Genomic DNA, 17,297 nt, shown 5'->3' with positions numbered 1-17,297 from the left:
TTCATGAGCAAGCGTGTCGTAATCGATCCCATTACTCGTATCGAAGGCCACTTACGCATCGAAGTTGAACTTGATGCTAACAATGTTATTGAAAAAGCTTATGCCTCTTCTACCCTGTTCCGTGGTTTAGAGATCATCATGAAAGGCCGTACACCTTATGATGTAGGCCTATTAATGCAGCGTATTTGTGGTGTATGTACATCATCACACTACCTATGTGGCACATTAGCGGTTGAAAATGCCATTAATGCCCAAGTGCCTATTAACGCGAAATACATTCGTAGCTTGATTTTAACGTCACTTGAAATGCACGACCACATTGTTCATTTCTACCTGCTACACGGCCTTGACTGGGTGGATGTGGTTTCTGCATTAAGTGCCGATCCTGCAAAAGCGGCACAAGAAGCAATGAAGTGGTCAAAAATACCAATGGCCGCGGGTGAAGGTGAACTACGCGCAGTACAAGAAAAAGTACAAGGCTTAGTAAACACAGGTAAGTTAGGCCCATTTGCTAACGCATACTGGGGCAACAAAACATATGCATTTACACCAGAGCAAAACCTAATTGGTTTATCTCACTACCTTAAAGCACTTGAAGTTCAACGTATTGGCGCTGAAATGATGGCAATTTGGGGTGGCAAAAACCCGCACCCACAATCTATTGTTGTTGGTGGTGTAACTTGTGTTCGTGACATGTTAGATCCTGCTCGCCTACAAGAGTTTAAACAAAAGTTTGTTCATGTCGCTGAATTTATTGAACGTGCCTACCAAGCGGACATTTTGATGGCGGCAGCGGCATTTGGCAAAGAGCCAAGTGTATTAGGCGGCTGTAACGTTAGCACTTTCATGTGTAGTGAATCTATTCAACTAAACGAAGAAGATCAGCTATTTACTGGCGGTGTTATTCGTAATAAAGATCTAACCAAAGCAGAAAATGTTGATCTTAGCCTGATTGCTGAAGACGTGACCCACTCATGGTACAACGCTGATAAACCACAGCACCCATTTGATGGTACAACGATTCCTGAGCACACTCCGTTTATTGAACGTGACACCTTAGAAGGTAAACGTCCAACAATTAACGAAGCCGGTAAATATTCTTGGGTTAAATCGCCACGCTATAACGGCGAACCTGTTGAAGTAGGCCCACTAGCGACTATTGCTGTGAACTACGCAAAAGGTAATCCATACGTTGTACCAGTTGTTAACGAGTTCTTAAAAACAACAGGACTTCCAGCAGGTGCCCTATTCACTACATTAGGTCGTACAGCAGCACGTATGCTTCATACCTTGATCATTGCACGTAATGGTTTAACTACCTTTGAATCTATGGTCGCCAACCTAAATTCAGATCAAACTACGTACATTGAACCAACCATTGATCCTAAAAAAGAATACAAAGGTGTAGGTGTGATTGAAGCGCCTCGTGGTTTATTAAGTCACTGGTTACGTATTAAAGACGGTTTAGTTGAAAACTATCAAGCGGTTGTTCCTACCACATGGAACGCAAGCCCAATTGATGGCAACGGCAAAATTGCACCTTATGAAGCTTCTTTAGTCGGCTTAAAGTTAGAAGATCCAACTAAGCCTCTTGAAGTTCTTCGTGTGATCCACTCATTTGACCCATGCATGGCGTGTTCAGTACACGTGATGGATTACAAAGGCCAATCTTTGAGTGAATTCCGTATTCCAGCACAAGCAGTGTAAGGAAGGAATTTATGTCAACAGATACAGTGTTGTACAAACGATCCTATGTTTTCTCTTTTATTATACGTCTATGTCACTGGCTCCGTGCTTTTGCCATATTTGGTTTGGTGATCACAGGCTTTTATATTGCTTGGCCATTTTTGGTTGCGCCAGATAACACCAACGTATTAGAGCAAGGCTGGGTACGTTTTGTCCATGAAGTACTGGGGTTTGTCCTTATCGCTGTCACGTTAATTCGTGCTTATTTGTTCTTCTTTAGCCGCAGTAATGTTGAAAGACGTTCAGTAAAAGATGCTGTAAGTCCGAATAGCTGGGTAAAACAAATCAAAGCCTATTTTTGGGTTGGACAACCACCCCATCATGGTGCTTACGGCCCGTTACAGTTAGTGGTTTATGCGGGTATTTCTATCGCCGCTATTTTCATGTGTGTAACAGGTTTAACCTTGTATGCCAACGTGTATCACCTCGGTATGGGAGGCCTATTCTGGCAGCCAGCTGAGTGGGTAACCTATGCGATGGGCGGATTAGCTAACGTTCGTGAATGGCACCACATTGTAACTTGGGCGTTCATCGTGTTTGTCTTAATTCACGTTTACATGGTGATTTGGACAGGTATTCGATTCCGCAATGGCTCCGCTGACGCCATTATGTCGGGTTTTGATTACCACCCAGTGCACATTAAAGATAAGAACAAGGGTAACGACCCTGTTCAGCATCAAACTCACCAAACAAACACTGACCATAAAGGCCACTAGCACTAATGAAGATATTGCTACTTGGTATTGGCAATGTCTTGTACGCCGACGAAGGAGTCGGCGTACATTTCGTCAATTACCTCACCGAAAACTACCGCTTTTCACACCCAGAACATCAGATTGATCTCGTGGATGGCGGTACCCTTGCGCATAGTTTGATCCCAACCTTAACCCAATACGATCACCTTATTGTGATTGATACTGTTAATGCTGCTGGTGTAGATGCAGGCGAAGTCTACTTTTTCGATTTTGATAAAGCACCACCTGAGATCGACTGGCAAGGCAGTGCCCATGAAGTAGAAATGCTGCAAACATTGATCATGATGGAATTGGTCGGCGATCGCCCTAAAACATTCGTATTAGGTGTTACCCCTACTGTACTCGAGCCGATGCATTTAGGACTAACACCTAAAATTTATGCTGCTATTCCTACCATGGAATCAGCCATTCTGAATCATTTAACGGATCTGGGCATTAGCTGCGAACGTGTGAACAATATTGAGATTAATAGCTTGATCCCAACCGCTTATAAACGAGGAGTAGAGGCATGAAATTAATTCAATTTTCTTTTAAATGCTCACGCCAAGTGCCGTTTTATGCGCAATTATGTAATGACTATTTAGCCAATGAGCCTTATGAAATTACCGTTGGTTTTGTTAAAAATCGTTATCTAATTGAAGCGGTCGGTGAACAAGCACAACTTGAAGCATTAGCTGAAAAAATTGCCAATGATTTCCTGCTTTCCATTTGGTTAGTTGAATCTAAAGTGGAAGAAATCATCCATCGTGAAGGCAGTGTTGTTCCTCTGGTTAATACTCAACACCACTTACCTTTTTGCCAACATTGCGAACCATTGTTAGGCGATAACCAATCGCCACGATTTGGTGAGCTAGCATTACCTTGTGCATGTTGTCATGGTGAGCAGCGTTTACATCAAGCAATTAGCATCAACCAAGTAAAAGTTTGGGCTAATGATATTCTTACCACTGGCAATGTGTTATTTACCTTAACCACAGAGCAAGGTAAACATCAGGTATTCCAACTCAGTACAACACCGGTTTTAACCTCATCGCAGGAACGCCCACAAATTCTGATCTGTAATCCTAATAATGTACCTTCGCATTTCTTTACTCCATCAGAGCACGTACTCGCGTTATCAAGCCTTGAGAAACCGCGCGTGACTGTACAACCCAGAACACAGCATCGACAGTTACAAGCCCCCTTGTATGATTTGTGTTTTAGCTATAATCGCGTGCTCACTGTACTTACTGAAATTTTACGTCAACAAGGCGTTGATTTCGTATTTATTGATACCAACCATTGGCAACCCTTAATTACATGGATTGAAAAAGGTTGGAGCCAAGTCGATAGCGATCCTGAACTTGATCTTCCTGTGTCAATCAAAGCACTTGAACCCTTACACGATCAAGCCTGTATCAATGGCTTAAATGCCTATTGGCATAAACGTCGTATTCATTTCGATTATAAGCCGAATCATCCAAACGATGTCCCCTCTCATGCACTGCCTATTTGTGCGCTGCATGGCGGTAATATTGAATCAGGAAATGGACGAAATACCGCGGTTATTTATTTTGGTCGATACGCCGCAGGTGAGATTGTTTGCCAAGATAAATTTACCCGTACAGATAGCTTTTTAGTTTTACCTAGCTTGCCACAAACAGGTCATGAAATTATTCGCCTAATGGCAGCAGGAGAACAAGCAGCGATTCTTGCCAAATTTAAAGAATCGCTACCTTATAGCTATCAAGCCCTAAGCCAAATTAACCTTGCTGATAGTCATAATCAGCTATCAGGTTTATTTGCTGTTGCTGCCACCATTCTTGGCTTATCAACATCGAGTACTAATAGTATTCAATACTTAAACGATGCACTGATCGCTAAAGCATTACAAAATAGTGGTCAAAAAGGTCATCGTGTTGATTATTCATTAGATATGGTGAATGGCAAACGCACGATTGAATGGGCAAAAACACTGGGCAGCCTAATGAGTTTTTGCTTAGTTGTTGATGATTCAGAGCTTGATAAACTTGCTTTTGGTATCATGGATTCACTGGCTGACTATATTGCTAACTGGCTAGAGCGTATAGATGAAACCACGGGGTTAAATGCTGTTGTTTTAGCTGGCAGTGATTTTGCCAATGAAGTGTTGACTGAACGCCTATCACTCCGTGTGGGTAAAAACTTTGCAATTACTGTTAACCGTCAATTAGAACTCGATGGTAGCAACCTAAGTGCTGGCGCGTTATACCTAAAAATGCGTCGACGTTAATTCAATTAAAGCTCTATTTAGCTTTCGATAAATAGAGCTTTAATGGTCAATTCACATAACAACGTTCTCATTAATACATGAGTTATTAATTCCTGCTTATTCTTGCTATATGAGAACATAACATTGCAAATGATTATCATTAATGCTTGATAGCCAATTTTTTGACACCCTGTAAAGAAAAATGAATATATGCAATAGATATAACATAATATGTTAGGCATATAGCCACTAAGATCTCAATCTGAATATCGTGTTATTCAAATTATCTTCAGAATGTTCTAGATTAACTTCATACCTAGCCGGTAATTAGGCCCCTTGCCTAAAAATAATCTGAATTCATTGATTATTAAGCCTCATTCTCAAATGAGGCTTTTTTTATTCCCTTTCAAACTACACGGTTGTCTTTTATAAAAAATCTTATTCCGCTGCAAACGTGTAACACATAAACAAGCTGTGGGGATCCGGTAAATAATCAGCAAACGGTTCACAATATTCAAAACCAAACTTTTCATATAAACGACAGGCTGACTCAAAAAAATTATGTGAGCCTGTCTCTAAACTAATGGTCTTAAACCCCCTGTTATTGGCTTCAATTAAAACATGTTCTAAGAGCCTTGCTCCCACTCCTTGGTTTCGCGCATCAATCTTCGTCCGCATTGATTTCAGCTCAGCACTTTCAGCATTTAGACGTTTAATTGCAACACAACCAAGCAACATATCTTGCTTCCAACAGGTATAAAACGTCACATCCTCAGCCTGAAGTGCATCTAAATCTAACGCATGAACACTATCAGCAGGCGATGTTGCATACATATCTTCTAAATGCTCCATCAACAACTGAATGACTTGTGGGTGTGTTAAGTCACCAATTTTAATATCCATTTAAAATTCCTTTTACCATAATCTGAGCTGCTAACTACATACCTTGAAAACACGAGTTATAACATGATCGTACTAGGTAAACATTGACTTACCTATTATTTATAAAATGGCACCATAACGAAGTGTAAAATCCTTCCTCAATTTCTCACTCGATTTCTTTTCTAAGAATGTAAGCACTCTCTAGATTTGTAACTATTCTCAATAAAGTATGTATCAAAACTGAAACAATCGGCATTCTAAATGAATTGCACTAGAGATAAAACGTTTCAACATTTTTTTCACCTTTTAGCGTTTATAACTTACGGCGAATAACGACGTGGAGAAAGAAGGGTTATTCCGCTTATTTGCATCAATTTGGTTTGTAATCCTTCGAAATAAACAATGAATATGATTAAGCAAAAACGTGTTGGTGGCGTATCTTATGCTACCTTTACTTTCCTACTCGCACTGTATTTTACAGCCATAGTTAACTTACCTGTATATAAGGCACTGATTGGAATATTTAGTCAACTTGAAACCGTTAAACTTGGTTTTGTACTCACAATCCCACTTTTCTTTCTCGTCTGCTTAAACTTTCTTTTTTCATTATTTAGTTGGCCTAAGATAAGTAAGCCGTTCTTTATTATCTTACTGATTTTATCAAGTATGGTGAGTTATGCTGGGTTCAACTATGGCATCATGTTTGACTACGGCATGATTGCCAACATCATAGAAACAGACAGCAGTGAAGCCAGCTCTTATCTCAGCTTATACTCTGCAATGTGGACACTTCTAATGGGTGTCATACCCGCGCTGCTCATCTATAAACTGCCAATCAAGCCAATAACAAGCCCTATGACTTTTATTACAGCCAAGCTTGTATCAAAGCTAATTTCATTAGTGGTGGTTGGGTTAATTGCAGCAGTGTATTACCAAGACTATGCCTCGGTTGGACGTAATAATAGCTATCTGAAAAAAGTGATTATTCCCACTCAGTTTGTCTACAGCACTATTAAATACGTAAAACACACCTATTTCACCACTCCACAACCTTATAAGCACATAGGTTTGGATGCTAAACAAAGTGACGCAGCCTTAGCGCAGGCAAAAACAAAACCCACACTGATGATCATGGTAGTTGGTGAAACAGCTCGTGCGCAGAATTACGAACTAAATGGCTATCACCGTAACACCAACCGTTATACTCGTGAGCTTAATATGATCTCGTTTCAAGACGTAACAGCATGTGGTACAGCAACAGCAGTCTCGGTGCCTTGCATGTTTGCCAATTTGAACCGAGACAACTTCGAACGCTCGCAAGCGGATAACCAAGATAACCTCCTTGATATTCTGCAACGCGCTAACGTTTCTCAGCTATGGAAAGAAAACGATGGAGGTGATAAATCTGTCGCGAAGAATATTACTAAGATCGAGATAGATCGTTCCCGTAAAGATGAGATGTGTAATGGCTCAACTTGTTACGACATGGCGCTACTTGAAAATATCGAACAAGATATCGAAGATCTAAGTGGTAATCGCATGATCACGCTTCATTTAATTGGTAGTCATGGCCCCACGTACTATCAACGTTACCCATCAAATAAAGCGATATTCCAGCCTGATTGCCCACGAGCTGATATTGAAAACTGCAGCCAAGAGCAAATCATCAACAGCTACGATAATACGATTTTATATACTGACTATGTGATCAGCCAAATGATCGAGAAACTACAACAACTGAATGAGCAATATAATACTGCGCTGGTTTATATCTCAGATCATGGCGAGTCTCTCGGTGAAAACGGCACTTATTTGCACGGTATTCCTTATCGGTTTGCCCCCGAATACCAAACCAAAGTACCGTTAATAGTATGGATGTCGCCAAGTTTTCAACAAACGAAAAATATTGACTATACCTGTTTAAAACAAGCAGCTAGCAAAACGGGCACCTACTCTCACGATAATATCTTTCATTCCATGCTGGGCGTGATGGATGTCAGTACCGAAGAGTATCAAGCAGAATTAGATATTTTCAGTCAATGCCGTGATAAATTTGCAACTGAAGTTGCGAAATATAACAATTAACTATCATCAATCTAACGAATAAAAGAAAAGAGAATAACTAACCTAACAACCTATTCTCTTTTCTCGTTACTTAGCGTGCAGATCAACCATCGAACTTAAATATAATGAAATTATTACTCATTGAAGATCACCAAGATATAGCCAATATCATCTTCGACTTTTTTGAAATTAAAAGTTATACGCTTGATTACGCTAACAATGGCATCCAAGGATACAAACTGGCAAAGCAACATCATTATGATTTGATCATACTTGATGTCATGCTGCCACGTATGGACGGCTACATGGTATGTCAACAATTACGTAAAGATGGCATCGATACTCCTATACTCATGCTTACAGCCCGAGATACTCGTGAAGATACATTAGAAGGTTTTGCAACGGGTGCTGATGATTACTTAATTAAGCCTTTTGATTTAGAGATCCTTGAAGCAAGGATTACCGCTTTAACCCGTCGCCGTAAAGGAAACACAGCGGCACAAATACTGCAATTTGGTGATTTGTTCCTTGATCTCAAAACTCACATTGCCACCCGTGAAAACAGACAGATACCACTTAACCCTACTCTATTTACTATTTTGAAATTAATGCTGTTACGAGCACCAGATACCCTCACAAAACAAGAATTAATTAATACCTTATGGGGCGATGATGAACCTGAAAACAATGTACTACGTAGCCACATCTATCAATTAAGAACTCAAATAGACAAAGGCTTTAATCATAGCTATATCAAAACTATCCCTAAAGTGGGCTACCAGCTCATCAAACAGATTAAAGAAGATAAGCAACAATGAAAAAACTACGCTCTGCACGCGAAATAACGTTTTTCTATTTTGCTGTTGTCGCTATAGCCATGATCACCATCCACTTCGCTTTAGTTGAGTCAACAGTGGATGAGCTCGAATTATTAAATGCACAAAATGCCCTAGAACACAAAACTGAAGATATTATAAATAAGCTACAAAACTCACCTTCAGAATTACAGTACATAACTCGCACCAGCCAAAGTTATGTGGGTTTAGCCAATGTTCCTAAACACTTTGATATTGATAAAGATCTCCCCTATAACGAGGCGATCGAAGTATACCAACCTAATGGATACTCAACAGACTATTTTGTAATGAAAAGTTTAATGACCAATAGTAACGGTCATCATGCTGATCTCTACACTTTTTACTTTGATGAAATCTATGAGCTTAGTGAAGATCAGATCTTTAAAGAGAATATCGAGCAAGCCGTAATTTCAGTCATACTTTTAATTATCACCTTGACGATTATGCTGCTAATTTCACGCCGCCTAAACCATCCTTTATCGGTTCTCACCCATCAGTTGCAACGTCGTTCAGCCAATGATTTAAGCCCAATAGTCATCCCCAAAGGTGTTAAAACACAAGAGTTAACCATGCTTGTTGATAGTTTAAACCAATACCAAGATCGTATTAAGCAATCCATCGAACGGGAGAGAGCATTTAATCGATATGCAAGTCATGAACTTCGTACACCACTCATGGTGATAAAGGGAGCAACCTATTTATTAGCACATTCTTCAGCACCCGAGTTTATTGACAAGCAACGGGATCGTTTATCTAGAGCCTGTGATGAAATGAATGACTTCGTTACAACGTTACTTTCTCTTACTCGTGAGGAAAATCTAGATGAGCTACAAAGCCGTGAGTTAACCAAAGACGAATTAGAAGAAATAGTACAAAGTCACTTACATTTGTTAAAGAATAAGCCCGTCGAATACCGTATTGAATTAAGCCACTCTATTGACATTAAAATTCCTAAAACCAGTTTAAAAATCCTAGTAGGAAATTTACTCAAAAACGCATTTTCTTGCACCGAGAAAGGTTCAGTCGTGATTAGTGTTACCCCATTACGTATATCGATTATTGATACTGGAATCGGATTAGAGAAAAAGCCAAGAGGTGTGGAAGGATATGGCTTAGGATTACTCATATCCCGTGATATATGCCATAAATACGGTTATGAATTCGAGCTTCTGAATAACCCACACGGTGGTTGTCGTGCACAAATAAGCATTCAGCCTACTCAGTAGTTTCACAGTATCAACAATAAAAAAGGCAGCCACTGTATTCGACAGCGCTGCCTTTATCTTATTCATAGGATTGTTGCTTTATTCCAACTCAAGTTGCATCAGTAACAAATCTTCGCCATCAATAACCTGTGTGCGATTACTCTGGCAATGGCTGCAAATAATACTGCGCTCGTTATGCGTGGTTTCTTGCCCACACTCAAAACACGATAATACTAAGGGTTGGATCTGCATTTCAAATATTGCGTCATGACAAACCCCTTCTAACTTAAAGGTTTGAAAGGCTGTTTCTAATAACGCTGGTTCAACACCGCTTAAAATACCGACTTTTATTGCAACACGAGTCACTTTGGTCGCGTCATTATCTTCGGCATGTTGTTCGCATTGTTCAATTAAAGCGCCAACAATGGAATATTCATGCATTAACAAATCCTCGGAAGTAACTCACCTTGTGGTAAATCAAGGTAACGACGGCTACCCCATCCGCTAGTTAAGATTACGCGACCTGCATAATCATCACTGACTTCACCAATAATGGCAGCATCACCACATGCAGCAAATGCGCTTAATACTTCTAATGCTTTTTCTGCTTGTTCTTGTGGTAGTGCGATAATAAATGTTCCTTCGTTTGCAAGATCAAACGGTTCAAAACCGTATAACTCACAAAGCCCACGTACTTCTTCACTTACAGGCACATCATCTTCAACCACATTGATACCAATGTCAGATGCTTGCGCCCATTCGTTAAGTACTGCAGATAAACCACCACGTGTAGCATCACGCATTGCATGAATATCAAGATCTGCGGCAATTAACGCCTCAACTGCTGGCCACAAGGTATTGCAATCACTGATAAGTTCAGATTCTAGCGTTAGCCCTTCACGTGCCATTAAAATAGCGGCGCCATGACGACCAATATCACGAGAAACAATGATTGCATCACCTTGTTTTAGGTTACGTACCGAAATGCCAGATTTAGTAATAGTGCCAACACCTGTGGTATTGATAAACAAACCATCCGCACACCCTTTAGGCACAACTTTAGTATCGCCGCACACGATTTTAGCGCCAGAAATACTGAGCTCATTTGCCATGCTATCAACAATGGTCTTTAGATTAGCAACATCAAAGCCTTCTTCGATGATCACACTGCAACTCAAATACTGAGGTTTTGCGCCCATCATCGCAAGGTCGTTCACCGTACCTGCAATGGCTAATTTACCGATATTGCCACCAGCAAAAAACAATGGCGAAACCGTAAAGGAATCGGTAGTAAAAGCCGTGTTACCTTCCAGTGTTAAAACCGCAGCATCTTCTTCATTACGAAGGATATCGTTATCAAACGCTTTAAAGAATAAGCCTTTGATCAGCTTATTCATTTCCTGACCACCGCCACCATGACTTAATTGAATCGACTTGGTTGTAGATAAGGTTGTTAAATCAATATCAGTCATTATTAAACGCCTCGGTAACGGAAATAAGCATTACATGCACCTTCAGAGCTCACCATACAGCTACCTAATGGTGTTTGCGGTGTACAACCACGTCCAAAGACTTTGCAATCTTGAGGTTTCGCTAAGCCGCGAAGAATATCACCACATTGACATGCTTTATGATCATCAATCGGTGTCATGGGTAAGCAATCCGCAAAACGTATTTCAGCATCACGGTGTTGATAAGCAGCATTTAATTTCAACGCAGAATTAGCAATAGGTCCTAAACCACGCCAGCGAAAACTATCGCGCACATCAAAACAACGTTTTACGGCTTGTTGAGCAACCGTATTACCCTCTTCTGTTACTGCACGCGTATATTGCACGTCGAGTTCAGGTTCACCCGCGATTTTTTGTTTAGTGATACGTAGAATAGATTCCATCACATCAACAGGTTCAAAACCTGCAACGACTACGGGAGTATTGTATTTCTCAACCAACGGACGATAAATCTTCGCCCCTTCAATCACACTCACATGTGACGGGCCAATAAACGCATTCACTTTTACCGCTGGATCAGCCATTACCGCATCAACAGCAGGCGGCACTAAAACATGGTTAATGTGAAAGTAGAGATTATTGATTTGGCGTTGCTCTGCAAGCTCAACTAAAACGGCGGTCATAGGCGTTGAGGTTTCAAAACCAATGGCAAAGAAAACCACCTCTTTATCCGGGTTTTCTGTCGCAATGGTTAAGCAATCAAGCGGATCGTAAATAGGTCGAATATCACAACCCTTAGCACGATATTGCGCCAAACTACCTTTTGAACCCGGAACGCGGATCATATCGCCAAGGGTAACTAAAATAACATTGGGTTGGCATGCCAGTGCAGCGGCATGATCAATACGTTCTTTGGGCATAACGCAAACAGGACAACCAGGGCCATGAATAAAATCAATATTCTCAGGTAGTAACTGCTTTAAACCATACTTCATGATGGTATGTGTATGGCCGCCACACACTTCCATCACTTTTAAAGGCTCAGGTAATTGTGGCGCTATGGCTTTTATCTGCTCGGCTAAACTCAGTACAGTATCAGCATCACGAAAGCCTTGATATAACTGTTTTAAGTCAAAACTCATAATGCTAATGGCCCTGCTTCAGCCAACAGTAAACGGTACATTTCTAAACTTTCTTGGGCATCTTTATCATCAATTTTGCTCATCACAAAACCAATATGGATTAATACATAATCCCCTAACGCCAAGGGCTCAGTTAATAAATGACAGCTTACTGTTCGCTTAACTCCCATGGTATCAACCGTGACACTATTTTCTTCAGGATGTAACTCAACCACCTGTGAAGGAATAGATAAACACATGATAATTATCCTTCAATCAGATTGTTGTTAATCCATGATACAAGTGGTTGGAAGCTTTCAGGATCTTTGGTTGATAATGAAATAACTTCAACATTAGGATTAAGTTTTTGTAGTTGCGCTTTTGCTTCTTCAATACTGAAATCAAAATACGGCAATAAATCACACTTAGTAATAAGAACGACATCAGCGCGGCGGAACATCACTGGGTATTTTTCAATTTTATCATCGCCTTCTGGTACTGAGACCAATACGATATTTTTATGCGTGCCCACATCGTAACTCGCAGGGCAAACAAGATTACCGACGTTTTCAACGAAACAAATATCAAGATCATCTAATTCAATATGATGAAGCGCGGAATGCACCATGAACGCATCAAGATGGCAGGCCGAACCCGTTTGAATTTGGTAGGCATTAATCCCTTGCGCTTTTAATCGATCAGCATCGCGTGATGTTTCTAAGTCACCTTCAACAACGGCATATTTCAGCGGCGTATACTGATGTAGATGTTCTAATAAGGTCGTTTTACCGCTGCCAGGGCTACTCATTAAATTAAATGCAGTCACATTCTTAGCATTAAAATGCGCACGATTATGTGCCGCTTCTACATCATTTTTATCCAGTATTTTGTGAATTACCGATAAGGTTTTTTTATCATTAAGCTGAGGGTTTGCTTGTAATTGGTGATGATGGTGATGATCACCACCAGCGAGTGAACAACCGCAATCTTGACACATAGGAGCTCCAACCGACATCAGTTTACCGACTCAACGAGATAAAGAGGTAAACCTTAAAAGACTAAAAGGTATAAAGTGGTCATTTAATATGCAATAACCAAAAATTTAGCCTCAATTATCTATGCTACAAAAGAATATTGCAATTGTATGACGATTTATTTGCGTAGAACTATGATTTACGATATTAGTAATAAAAGTTAATACGCAGGCAATGCGAACAATTGTCAGACTATATTCAGGCTTACTGACTATCATCTGACAATACAAATTGAAACGCATCGTATATTAGCGATATCAACATAATTAAAGAGAAAGTCATATGCATACTAAAGCATCAAGCTTAAAATCAAAGCTACTAAAAGCAGCTGTTCCTCTAGCACTTGCATGCGTATTTACCGCAGCTCCTGCTATGGCTAAAGAGGCTACCGTTGTTCCAGCTGCTGCTCCTCAGATTACAGCTCAACAGCAAAATATCGCTAACCGTATTGGTGTGATTCAACAAGAGCTTGCGGGTATCCGTCATCAGACTCTTCAATCTCACCCTGAATTGGTGAAAGAGCTAAAAGCTTACGAAACAGCTTTTAATAACAAAGTAAAAGAAAAAGGTTACAACCCAGAGAAGCTAATCAAACGCGCTCAAGAAATTCAACTTGAAGCACGTAAAGACGATTTATCTAATGCGAAGCGTACTGAGCTTATCAAAGAGTTTACTAACATTCGTATGGAATTAGCGAAACAGCAGCAATCTATCCTGTCTGATCCTGCAATTAGCAAGCAAGACAAACAAGTACAAAAAGATGTACTTACAGCTATGAAAAAGCAAGATCCTAAAGCAGAGAAACTGCTTACTGAACTAGATAGCTTAGTGAAACAATTCAAAAAAAGTTAATTCCTTTTATTAACTTTTAAAAAAAAGGATAGCACTATCGCTATCCTTTTTTATAAACAAAATTTGCTATCAGCACTACTCGGCGTCAATCACCTCAAAAAAAGAGCAACCATGTTAGCTACTCTTTCTTCTTAACTTAATGTTTCACCAAATGGCTAAGCTTATAAACACATTGGCTTATTTTCGCTTAGCATTCTCATGCCTTTAATAATTTTAAATAGCCAATAAAGTACAGCAACGATAGCAATGGCAGCGCCAACAAATGGTAGAACATTTAACACACTATTCATTACATCGTGAAGCATTGAACCTTGCACCCAATAATCAGCACCGGCAACCATACCCGTTGTTGTTGCCGCTGTTACACCCAATACCACAAAAAATGTAAAGAATAAAAAGAAACTACGGATAATGGAGTAATAGTGGCTATATGTAAGCTCGTCAGTACCTTTGTTTAATTGGTACCCTGCATAAATTATTGCCACAATACCAGAGGTAAGCAGTGTAAACGGAGTAAGAAAGCTTGCTATATACGCAAACCAAACGCCTTTTTTATTATCCTGTGTCATAACGTTAATCCATATCTGCAATAAAGGTAATGATTTAGCTCTAATTATCACAGGTATTTCAGCGACTTCAAGTTTCGCTGCAAATTAGAATGATCAGGATCAAAACAGGCTGTTTACACTTCGCTAAAGTCTGCTATAACACCCTAAACAAACAAATGCCTGTACATTTCAGCACAGGCATTTATAAGAGAATAGTTTGAAATACTATAGCTTTTCTTCGGCTGACTCGATCTCACTCCCGTCTTTAACACGACGGTGACCTTCTTGTAGATGAACAAAATCTACTAAATCATCGCCACTGACTTGGAATGCCTGGCCAAACCCTTTAACAAATAAACCTTGAGTCGGTGCTAAGCGGAACAATGAAAAATCTTCTAACCCACTTAAGCCTTCTACAATTTCACCAAAACGCGTTTGCAGTGCAGCAATTCCTTGATGCCAACGATCTGATTTTCGTTCAATCACACTCACATCAGCTTCAAACGTTAGACGCTTGCGGGCGTAAAGCACTTTAGATGCAGATTCGTCTTCAATCATCATTAAAGAGACTTGCGGGTTTTCAAGTAGATTTCTGGCATGTTTAGCAATTTGGCTAATTAATACGTAATAACCATCATCAAGCAAAGCGAACGGTGCATAGCTCACATTGGGTTTACCGTTCGCATCTACCGTTGCTAATTGTAGCGTTTGGCATGCTTCGCGGAATTCTTTAATCTCAGGACCAAGGCGATTTTGCAAACGTTCCTGTTTTACTTCACTCATGATATTTCTTCCTCAATTTGACTAGCTTTTCTTTGGCCTAGTTCTTCGACTAGATTTATTTAATTTGTTTTAACAACTTAAATTTCTCAATTTGCTCTGGGAACAAGTTACGATGTTTATCTCTACCTAAATAGACTTTAAATACACACTCGCCTGTTACGGCAAAAAAACCGATGAAGTAACTTTCCTTCCCCATAAAAGGTTTACTGACGAGCGCAACGTCCGAAACATGATCTAAACGTAAGTGACCATGTAACTCGCCCTCTTTACCCATTAGATTATAATATCCACGCGCTTCTTTGCCTTTTGGGAACGCCGCTTTTACTTCAAAGATAGAGCCCATTGAATGCACAATCGTAGTAACAGGTCCCCATTCAGGTAACGACTCTACGATTGTTTTCGCTAAGTGGCCGGGCAATAAACACACCATTTCATCAGGGTAAGACATGACAACCTCACCTTCTGTTACGGCTAATTGCTCTGCGATTGAAACAGCATGAAGTTTTGGGTTATCAGTTAATAAATCAGCGACTTTCAATTTCAATTCTTCACGAGTGTATTGCTCAAACACCTTGGTTTTCCTTCTCTTTAGATATTTTTCTATACAACCAGCTTCCATAGAAAAAAAACTATTTATTGCGTCCATAAATTCTATGCATTTTTACTTTAGCCTTTGTTACTTAAACGTTCTCAATTGAGCAAGTCTAAGTCTTACATCATCGGCTAACTGTGCTCATGATATTAACGATCAAATAATATTGCAAATGATAATTGATATTATTCGTATTTCATGGATAATGATGTATATACTGGTTATAAACATTAGTGTTACATCTGAAAAACAACTCTAATCTATTGAATAAACGGAATTATATTAAGAAATACACCATGCAAAAAACCGCAATTAAACATTTAGTTCACATTCCTTCATCTGTTCAATAAGGCGTACATTGTGAATATAAAACGTTATCTCATTGCTGGCTGTGCCTCTATTCTCTTCCACAGTCTTATTGTGTCAGCAATGCCAGAGAAGAAGATCATTACAGTCCCTCTTGAAAAGTCGACGAGTGTGGCTGTCAACTTAGTATCACTACCTAATATAAAACCAGAAACCATCGTTGCACCTGCTACGGCTCAGCCTTCAGCAATCGTGACTCCTCAACCGGTTGTTAAAAACACACCTGCACCAAAAACAACAATGAAAAAGTTGGTCAAAAAATCACAACCTGAAAAGAAAAAGAAAACAGTTAAAGCTCCGGTTCAACCCACGAAGAAAGCCCCAAAAAAAATAGAAAAGAAGCCAGTAGTAACGAAAAATATTCAGAAAAAAGTTGAGAAAAAAACAGCGACTAAAAACGTAACAAATGCCCAACGAAAAACTGAGAAATTTGAACTTAAACCAACAAATTCTAGCCAGCCTGTGTCATCACAACTGGCATTAAATAAGACAACTAAAGCTAAAAAAACAACCGTTGGAGCACATTCACCTCAATTGGTCTCAAAACCCACGTTTGCCACGAAACCTTCCGCTGTGAAGTATCCACAATTAGCAAAACGTCGTGGTATTGAAGGCACAGTCTTAGTTGAAGTACTGATTGCAAAAGATGGTCATCAAGTTAAACAAAAACTGGTTAAATCATCTGGTGCCAATGTGCTTGATGATGCGGCACTTAAAGCGATTAAAAAGTGGCGCTTCTCACCCCATATTGTTGACGGCATTGCTATTGCACACCGTGTTCAAATTCCCGTTCGTTTCAAATTGGATTAAA

18 protein-coding genes are annotated in these 17,297 nt (G+C 39.8%); 9 read left to right on the top strand and 9 right to left on the bottom strand.

Going from position 1 to position 17,297, the window contains the following annotated elements; genetic code table 11:
• Positions 1 to 3: 3 nt before the first annotated feature.
• Genes C9J46_RS11950 through C9J46_RS11935 form a run of 4 tightly spaced genes read left to right on the top strand, consistent with a single transcriptional unit; the run spans position 4 to position 4,752 of the window.
• A complete protein-coding gene (locus C9J46_RS11950) occupies positions 4 to 1,707 on the top strand; it encodes a nickel-dependent hydrogenase large subunit (protein ID WP_107206419.1) in 1,704 nt (567 codons plus the stop codon).
• 11 nt (positions 1,708 to 1,718) lie between these two features.
• Positions 1,719 to 2,462 (top strand): Ni/Fe-hydrogenase, b-type cytochrome subunit, encoded by a 744-nt coding sequence (cybH, locus tag C9J46_RS11945; RefSeq protein WP_107206418.1) that lies wholly within the window; start codon positions 1,719 to 1,721, stop codon positions 2,460 to 2,462.
• A 5-nt stretch (positions 2,463 to 2,467) separates the two neighbouring features.
• Complete coding sequence (locus tag C9J46_RS11940; RefSeq protein WP_107206417.1) at positions 2,468 to 3,013, top strand: HyaD/HybD family hydrogenase maturation endopeptidase; 546 nt, start codon at positions 2,468 to 2,470, stop codon at positions 3,011 to 3,013.
• On the top strand, positions 3,010 to 4,752 hold the full coding sequence (locus tag C9J46_RS11935) for a hypothetical protein (RefSeq protein WP_107246967.1): 1,743 nt from the start codon (positions 3,010 to 3,012) through the stop codon (positions 4,750 to 4,752). The genes C9J46_RS11940 and C9J46_RS11935 overlap by 4 nt, the downstream gene beginning before the upstream one ends.
• Before the next feature lie 417 nt (positions 4,753 to 5,169).
• Here C9J46_RS11935 and C9J46_RS11930 read toward each other — a convergent pair whose 3' ends face one another.
• Positions 5,170 to 5,634 carry a GNAT family N-acetyltransferase gene (locus C9J46_RS11930; protein ID WP_107206415.1) on the bottom strand — a complete coding sequence of 155 codons (465 nt, stop codon included), beginning with the start codon at positions 5,632 to 5,634 and terminating at the stop codon, positions 5,170 to 5,172.
• Between the two features lie 381 nt (positions 5,635 to 6,015).
• Between C9J46_RS11930 and C9J46_RS11925 the strand changes: the two genes are divergently transcribed.
• From C9J46_RS11925 to C9J46_RS11915, 3 genes are all read left to right on the top strand, one after another.
• Positions 6,016 to 7,698, top strand: a complete 1,683-nt coding sequence (locus C9J46_RS11925) for a phosphoethanolamine transferase (RefSeq protein ID WP_107290943.1) — start codon at positions 6,016 to 6,018, stop codon at positions 7,696 to 7,698.
• 104 nt (positions 7,699 to 7,802) lie between these two features.
• Positions 7,803 to 8,495, top strand: coding sequence for a response regulator transcription factor (locus C9J46_RS11920; RefSeq protein ID WP_107206413.1), 693 nt, complete (start codon positions 7,803 to 7,805; stop codon positions 8,493 to 8,495).
• Positions 8,492 to 9,760, top strand: coding sequence for a HAMP domain-containing sensor histidine kinase (locus C9J46_RS11915; protein WP_107290942.1), 1,269 nt, complete (start codon positions 8,492 to 8,494; stop codon positions 9,758 to 9,760). The genes C9J46_RS11920 and C9J46_RS11915 overlap by 4 nt, the downstream gene beginning before the upstream one ends.
• Positions 9,761 to 9,838: 78 nt before the next feature.
• Here C9J46_RS11915 and C9J46_RS11910 read toward each other — a convergent pair whose 3' ends face one another.
• Genes C9J46_RS11910 through hypB form a run of 5 tightly spaced genes read right to left on the bottom strand, consistent with a single transcriptional unit; the run spans position 9,839 to position 13,308 of the window.
• Positions 9,839 to 10,180, bottom strand: coding sequence for a hydrogenase maturation nickel metallochaperone HypA (locus C9J46_RS11910; RefSeq protein ID WP_107206411.1), 342 nt, complete (start codon positions 10,178 to 10,180; stop codon positions 9,839 to 9,841).
• Positions 10,180 to 11,211: a hydrogenase expression/formation protein HypE gene (gene hypE / locus C9J46_RS11905; RefSeq protein WP_107206410.1), complete on the bottom strand. Its 1,032-nt coding sequence runs from the start codon at positions 11,209 to 11,211 to the stop codon at positions 10,180 to 10,182. The genes C9J46_RS11910 and hypE overlap by 1 nt, the downstream gene beginning before the upstream one ends.
• 2 nt (positions 11,212 to 11,213) lie before the next feature.
• Entirely contained in the window at positions 11,214 to 12,332 is a 1,119-nt protein-coding gene (gene hypD, locus C9J46_RS11900; RefSeq protein ID WP_105060057.1) for a hydrogenase formation protein HypD, read from the bottom strand.
• Positions 12,329 to 12,571 carry a HypC/HybG/HupF family hydrogenase formation chaperone gene (locus tag C9J46_RS11895; protein ID WP_005368247.1) on the bottom strand — a complete coding sequence of 81 codons (243 nt, stop codon included), beginning with the start codon at positions 12,569 to 12,571 and terminating at the stop codon, positions 12,329 to 12,331. The genes hypD and C9J46_RS11895 overlap by 4 nt, the downstream gene beginning before the upstream one ends.
• 5 nt (positions 12,572 to 12,576) lie before the next feature.
• Positions 12,577 to 13,308 (bottom strand): hydrogenase nickel incorporation protein HypB, encoded by a 732-nt coding sequence (gene hypB / locus C9J46_RS11890; protein ID WP_005368248.1) that lies wholly within the window; start codon positions 13,306 to 13,308, stop codon positions 12,577 to 12,579.
• Between the two features lie 319 nt (positions 13,309 to 13,627).
• On the opposite strand from hypB, the gene C9J46_RS11885 reads away from it, so the two are divergent.
• Positions 13,628 to 14,197, top strand: a complete 570-nt coding sequence (locus tag C9J46_RS11885) for a hypothetical protein (protein WP_107206408.1) — start codon at positions 13,628 to 13,630, stop codon at positions 14,195 to 14,197.
• Between the two features lie 161 nt (positions 14,198 to 14,358).
• Here the strand turns inward: C9J46_RS11885 and C9J46_RS11880 are convergent, their stop codons facing one another.
• The 3 genes from C9J46_RS11880 to hutX form a co-directional block, all read right to left on the bottom strand.
• Complete coding sequence (locus tag C9J46_RS11880; RefSeq protein ID WP_107206407.1) at positions 14,359 to 14,766, bottom strand: hypothetical protein; 408 nt, start codon at positions 14,764 to 14,766, stop codon at positions 14,359 to 14,361.
• 204 nt (positions 14,767 to 14,970) lie between these two features.
• Complete coding sequence (gene hutZ, locus C9J46_RS11875) at positions 14,971 to 15,528, bottom strand: heme utilization protein HutZ (RefSeq protein ID WP_045130810.1); 558 nt, start codon at positions 15,526 to 15,528, stop codon at positions 14,971 to 14,973.
• A gap of 55 nt (positions 15,529 to 15,583) precedes the next feature.
• Entirely contained in the window at positions 15,584 to 16,099 is a 516-nt protein-coding gene (hutX, locus tag C9J46_RS11870) for a heme utilization cystosolic carrier protein HutX (protein ID WP_107206406.1), read from the bottom strand.
• Positions 16,100 to 16,480: 381 nt separating this feature from the next.
• On the opposite strand from hutX, the gene C9J46_RS11865 reads away from it, so the two are divergent.
• On the top strand, positions 16,481 to 17,296 hold the full coding sequence (locus C9J46_RS11865; RefSeq protein WP_107206405.1) for an energy transducer TonB: 816 nt from the start codon (positions 16,481 to 16,483) through the stop codon (positions 17,294 to 17,296).
• Position 17,297 lies beyond the last annotated feature (1 nt).

Source organism: Photobacterium sp. GB-36, assembly GCF_003026135.1.
In the GTDB taxonomy this organism is placed as follows: Bacteria; Pseudomonadota; Gammaproteobacteria; order Enterobacterales; family Vibrionaceae; genus Photobacterium.
The sequence above is the reverse complement of the archived record's forward strand: the minus strand, read 5'-3'. Positions and strand labels throughout refer to the sequence as shown.

Bases quoted from the DNA above. Each gene is read 5' to 3' on its own strand.
- hypD (WP_105060057.1), bottom strand. From the start codon at position 12,332: ATGAGTTTTGACTTAAAACAGTTATATCAAGGCTTTCGTGATGCTGAT.
- C9J46_RS11930 (WP_107206415.1), bottom strand. From the start codon at position 5,634: ATGGATATTAAAATTGGTGACTTAACACACCCACAAGTCATTCAGTTG.
- C9J46_RS11915 (WP_107290942.1), top strand. From the start codon at position 8,492: ATGAAAAAACTACGCTCTGCACGCGAAATAACGTTTTTCTATTTTGCT.
- cybH (WP_107206418.1), top strand. From the start codon at position 1,719: ATGTCAACAGATACAGTGTTGTACAAACGATCCTATGTTTTCTCTTTT.
- hypB (WP_005368248.1), bottom strand. From the start codon at position 13,308: ATGTGTCAAGATTGCGGTTGTTCACTCGCTGGTGGTGATCATCACCAT.
- hutZ (WP_045130810.1), bottom strand. From the start codon at position 15,528: ATGAGTGAAGTAAAACAGGAACGTTTGCAAAATCGCCTTGGTCCTGAG.
- C9J46_RS11895 (WP_005368247.1), bottom strand. From the start codon at position 12,571: ATGTGTTTATCTATTCCTTCACAGGTGGTTGAGTTACATCCTGAAGAA.
- C9J46_RS11920 (WP_107206413.1), top strand. From the start codon at position 7,803: ATGAAATTATTACTCATTGAAGATCACCAAGATATAGCCAATATCATC.
- C9J46_RS11940 (WP_107206417.1), top strand. From the start codon at position 2,468: ATGAAGATATTGCTACTTGGTATTGGCAATGTCTTGTACGCCGACGAA.
- hypE (WP_107206410.1), bottom strand. From the start codon at position 11,211: ATGACTGATATTGATTTAACAACCTTATCTACAACCAAGTCGATTCAA.
- C9J46_RS11925 (WP_107290943.1), top strand. From the start codon at position 6,016: ATGAATATGATTAAGCAAAAACGTGTTGGTGGCGTATCTTATGCTACC.
- C9J46_RS11950 (WP_107206419.1), top strand. From the start codon at position 4: ATGAGCAAGCGTGTCGTAATCGATCCCATTACTCGTATCGAAGGCCAC.
- C9J46_RS11910 (WP_107206411.1), bottom strand. From the start codon at position 10,180: ATGCATGAATATTCCATTGTTGGCGCTTTAATTGAACAATGCGAACAA.
- C9J46_RS11880 (WP_107206407.1), bottom strand. From the start codon at position 14,766: ATGACACAGGATAATAAAAAAGGCGTTTGGTTTGCGTATATAGCAAGC.
- C9J46_RS11935 (WP_107246967.1), top strand. From the start codon at position 3,010: ATGAAATTAATTCAATTTTCTTTTAAATGCTCACGCCAAGTGCCGTTT.
- C9J46_RS11885 (WP_107206408.1), top strand. From the start codon at position 13,628: ATGCATACTAAAGCATCAAGCTTAAAATCAAAGCTACTAAAAGCAGCT.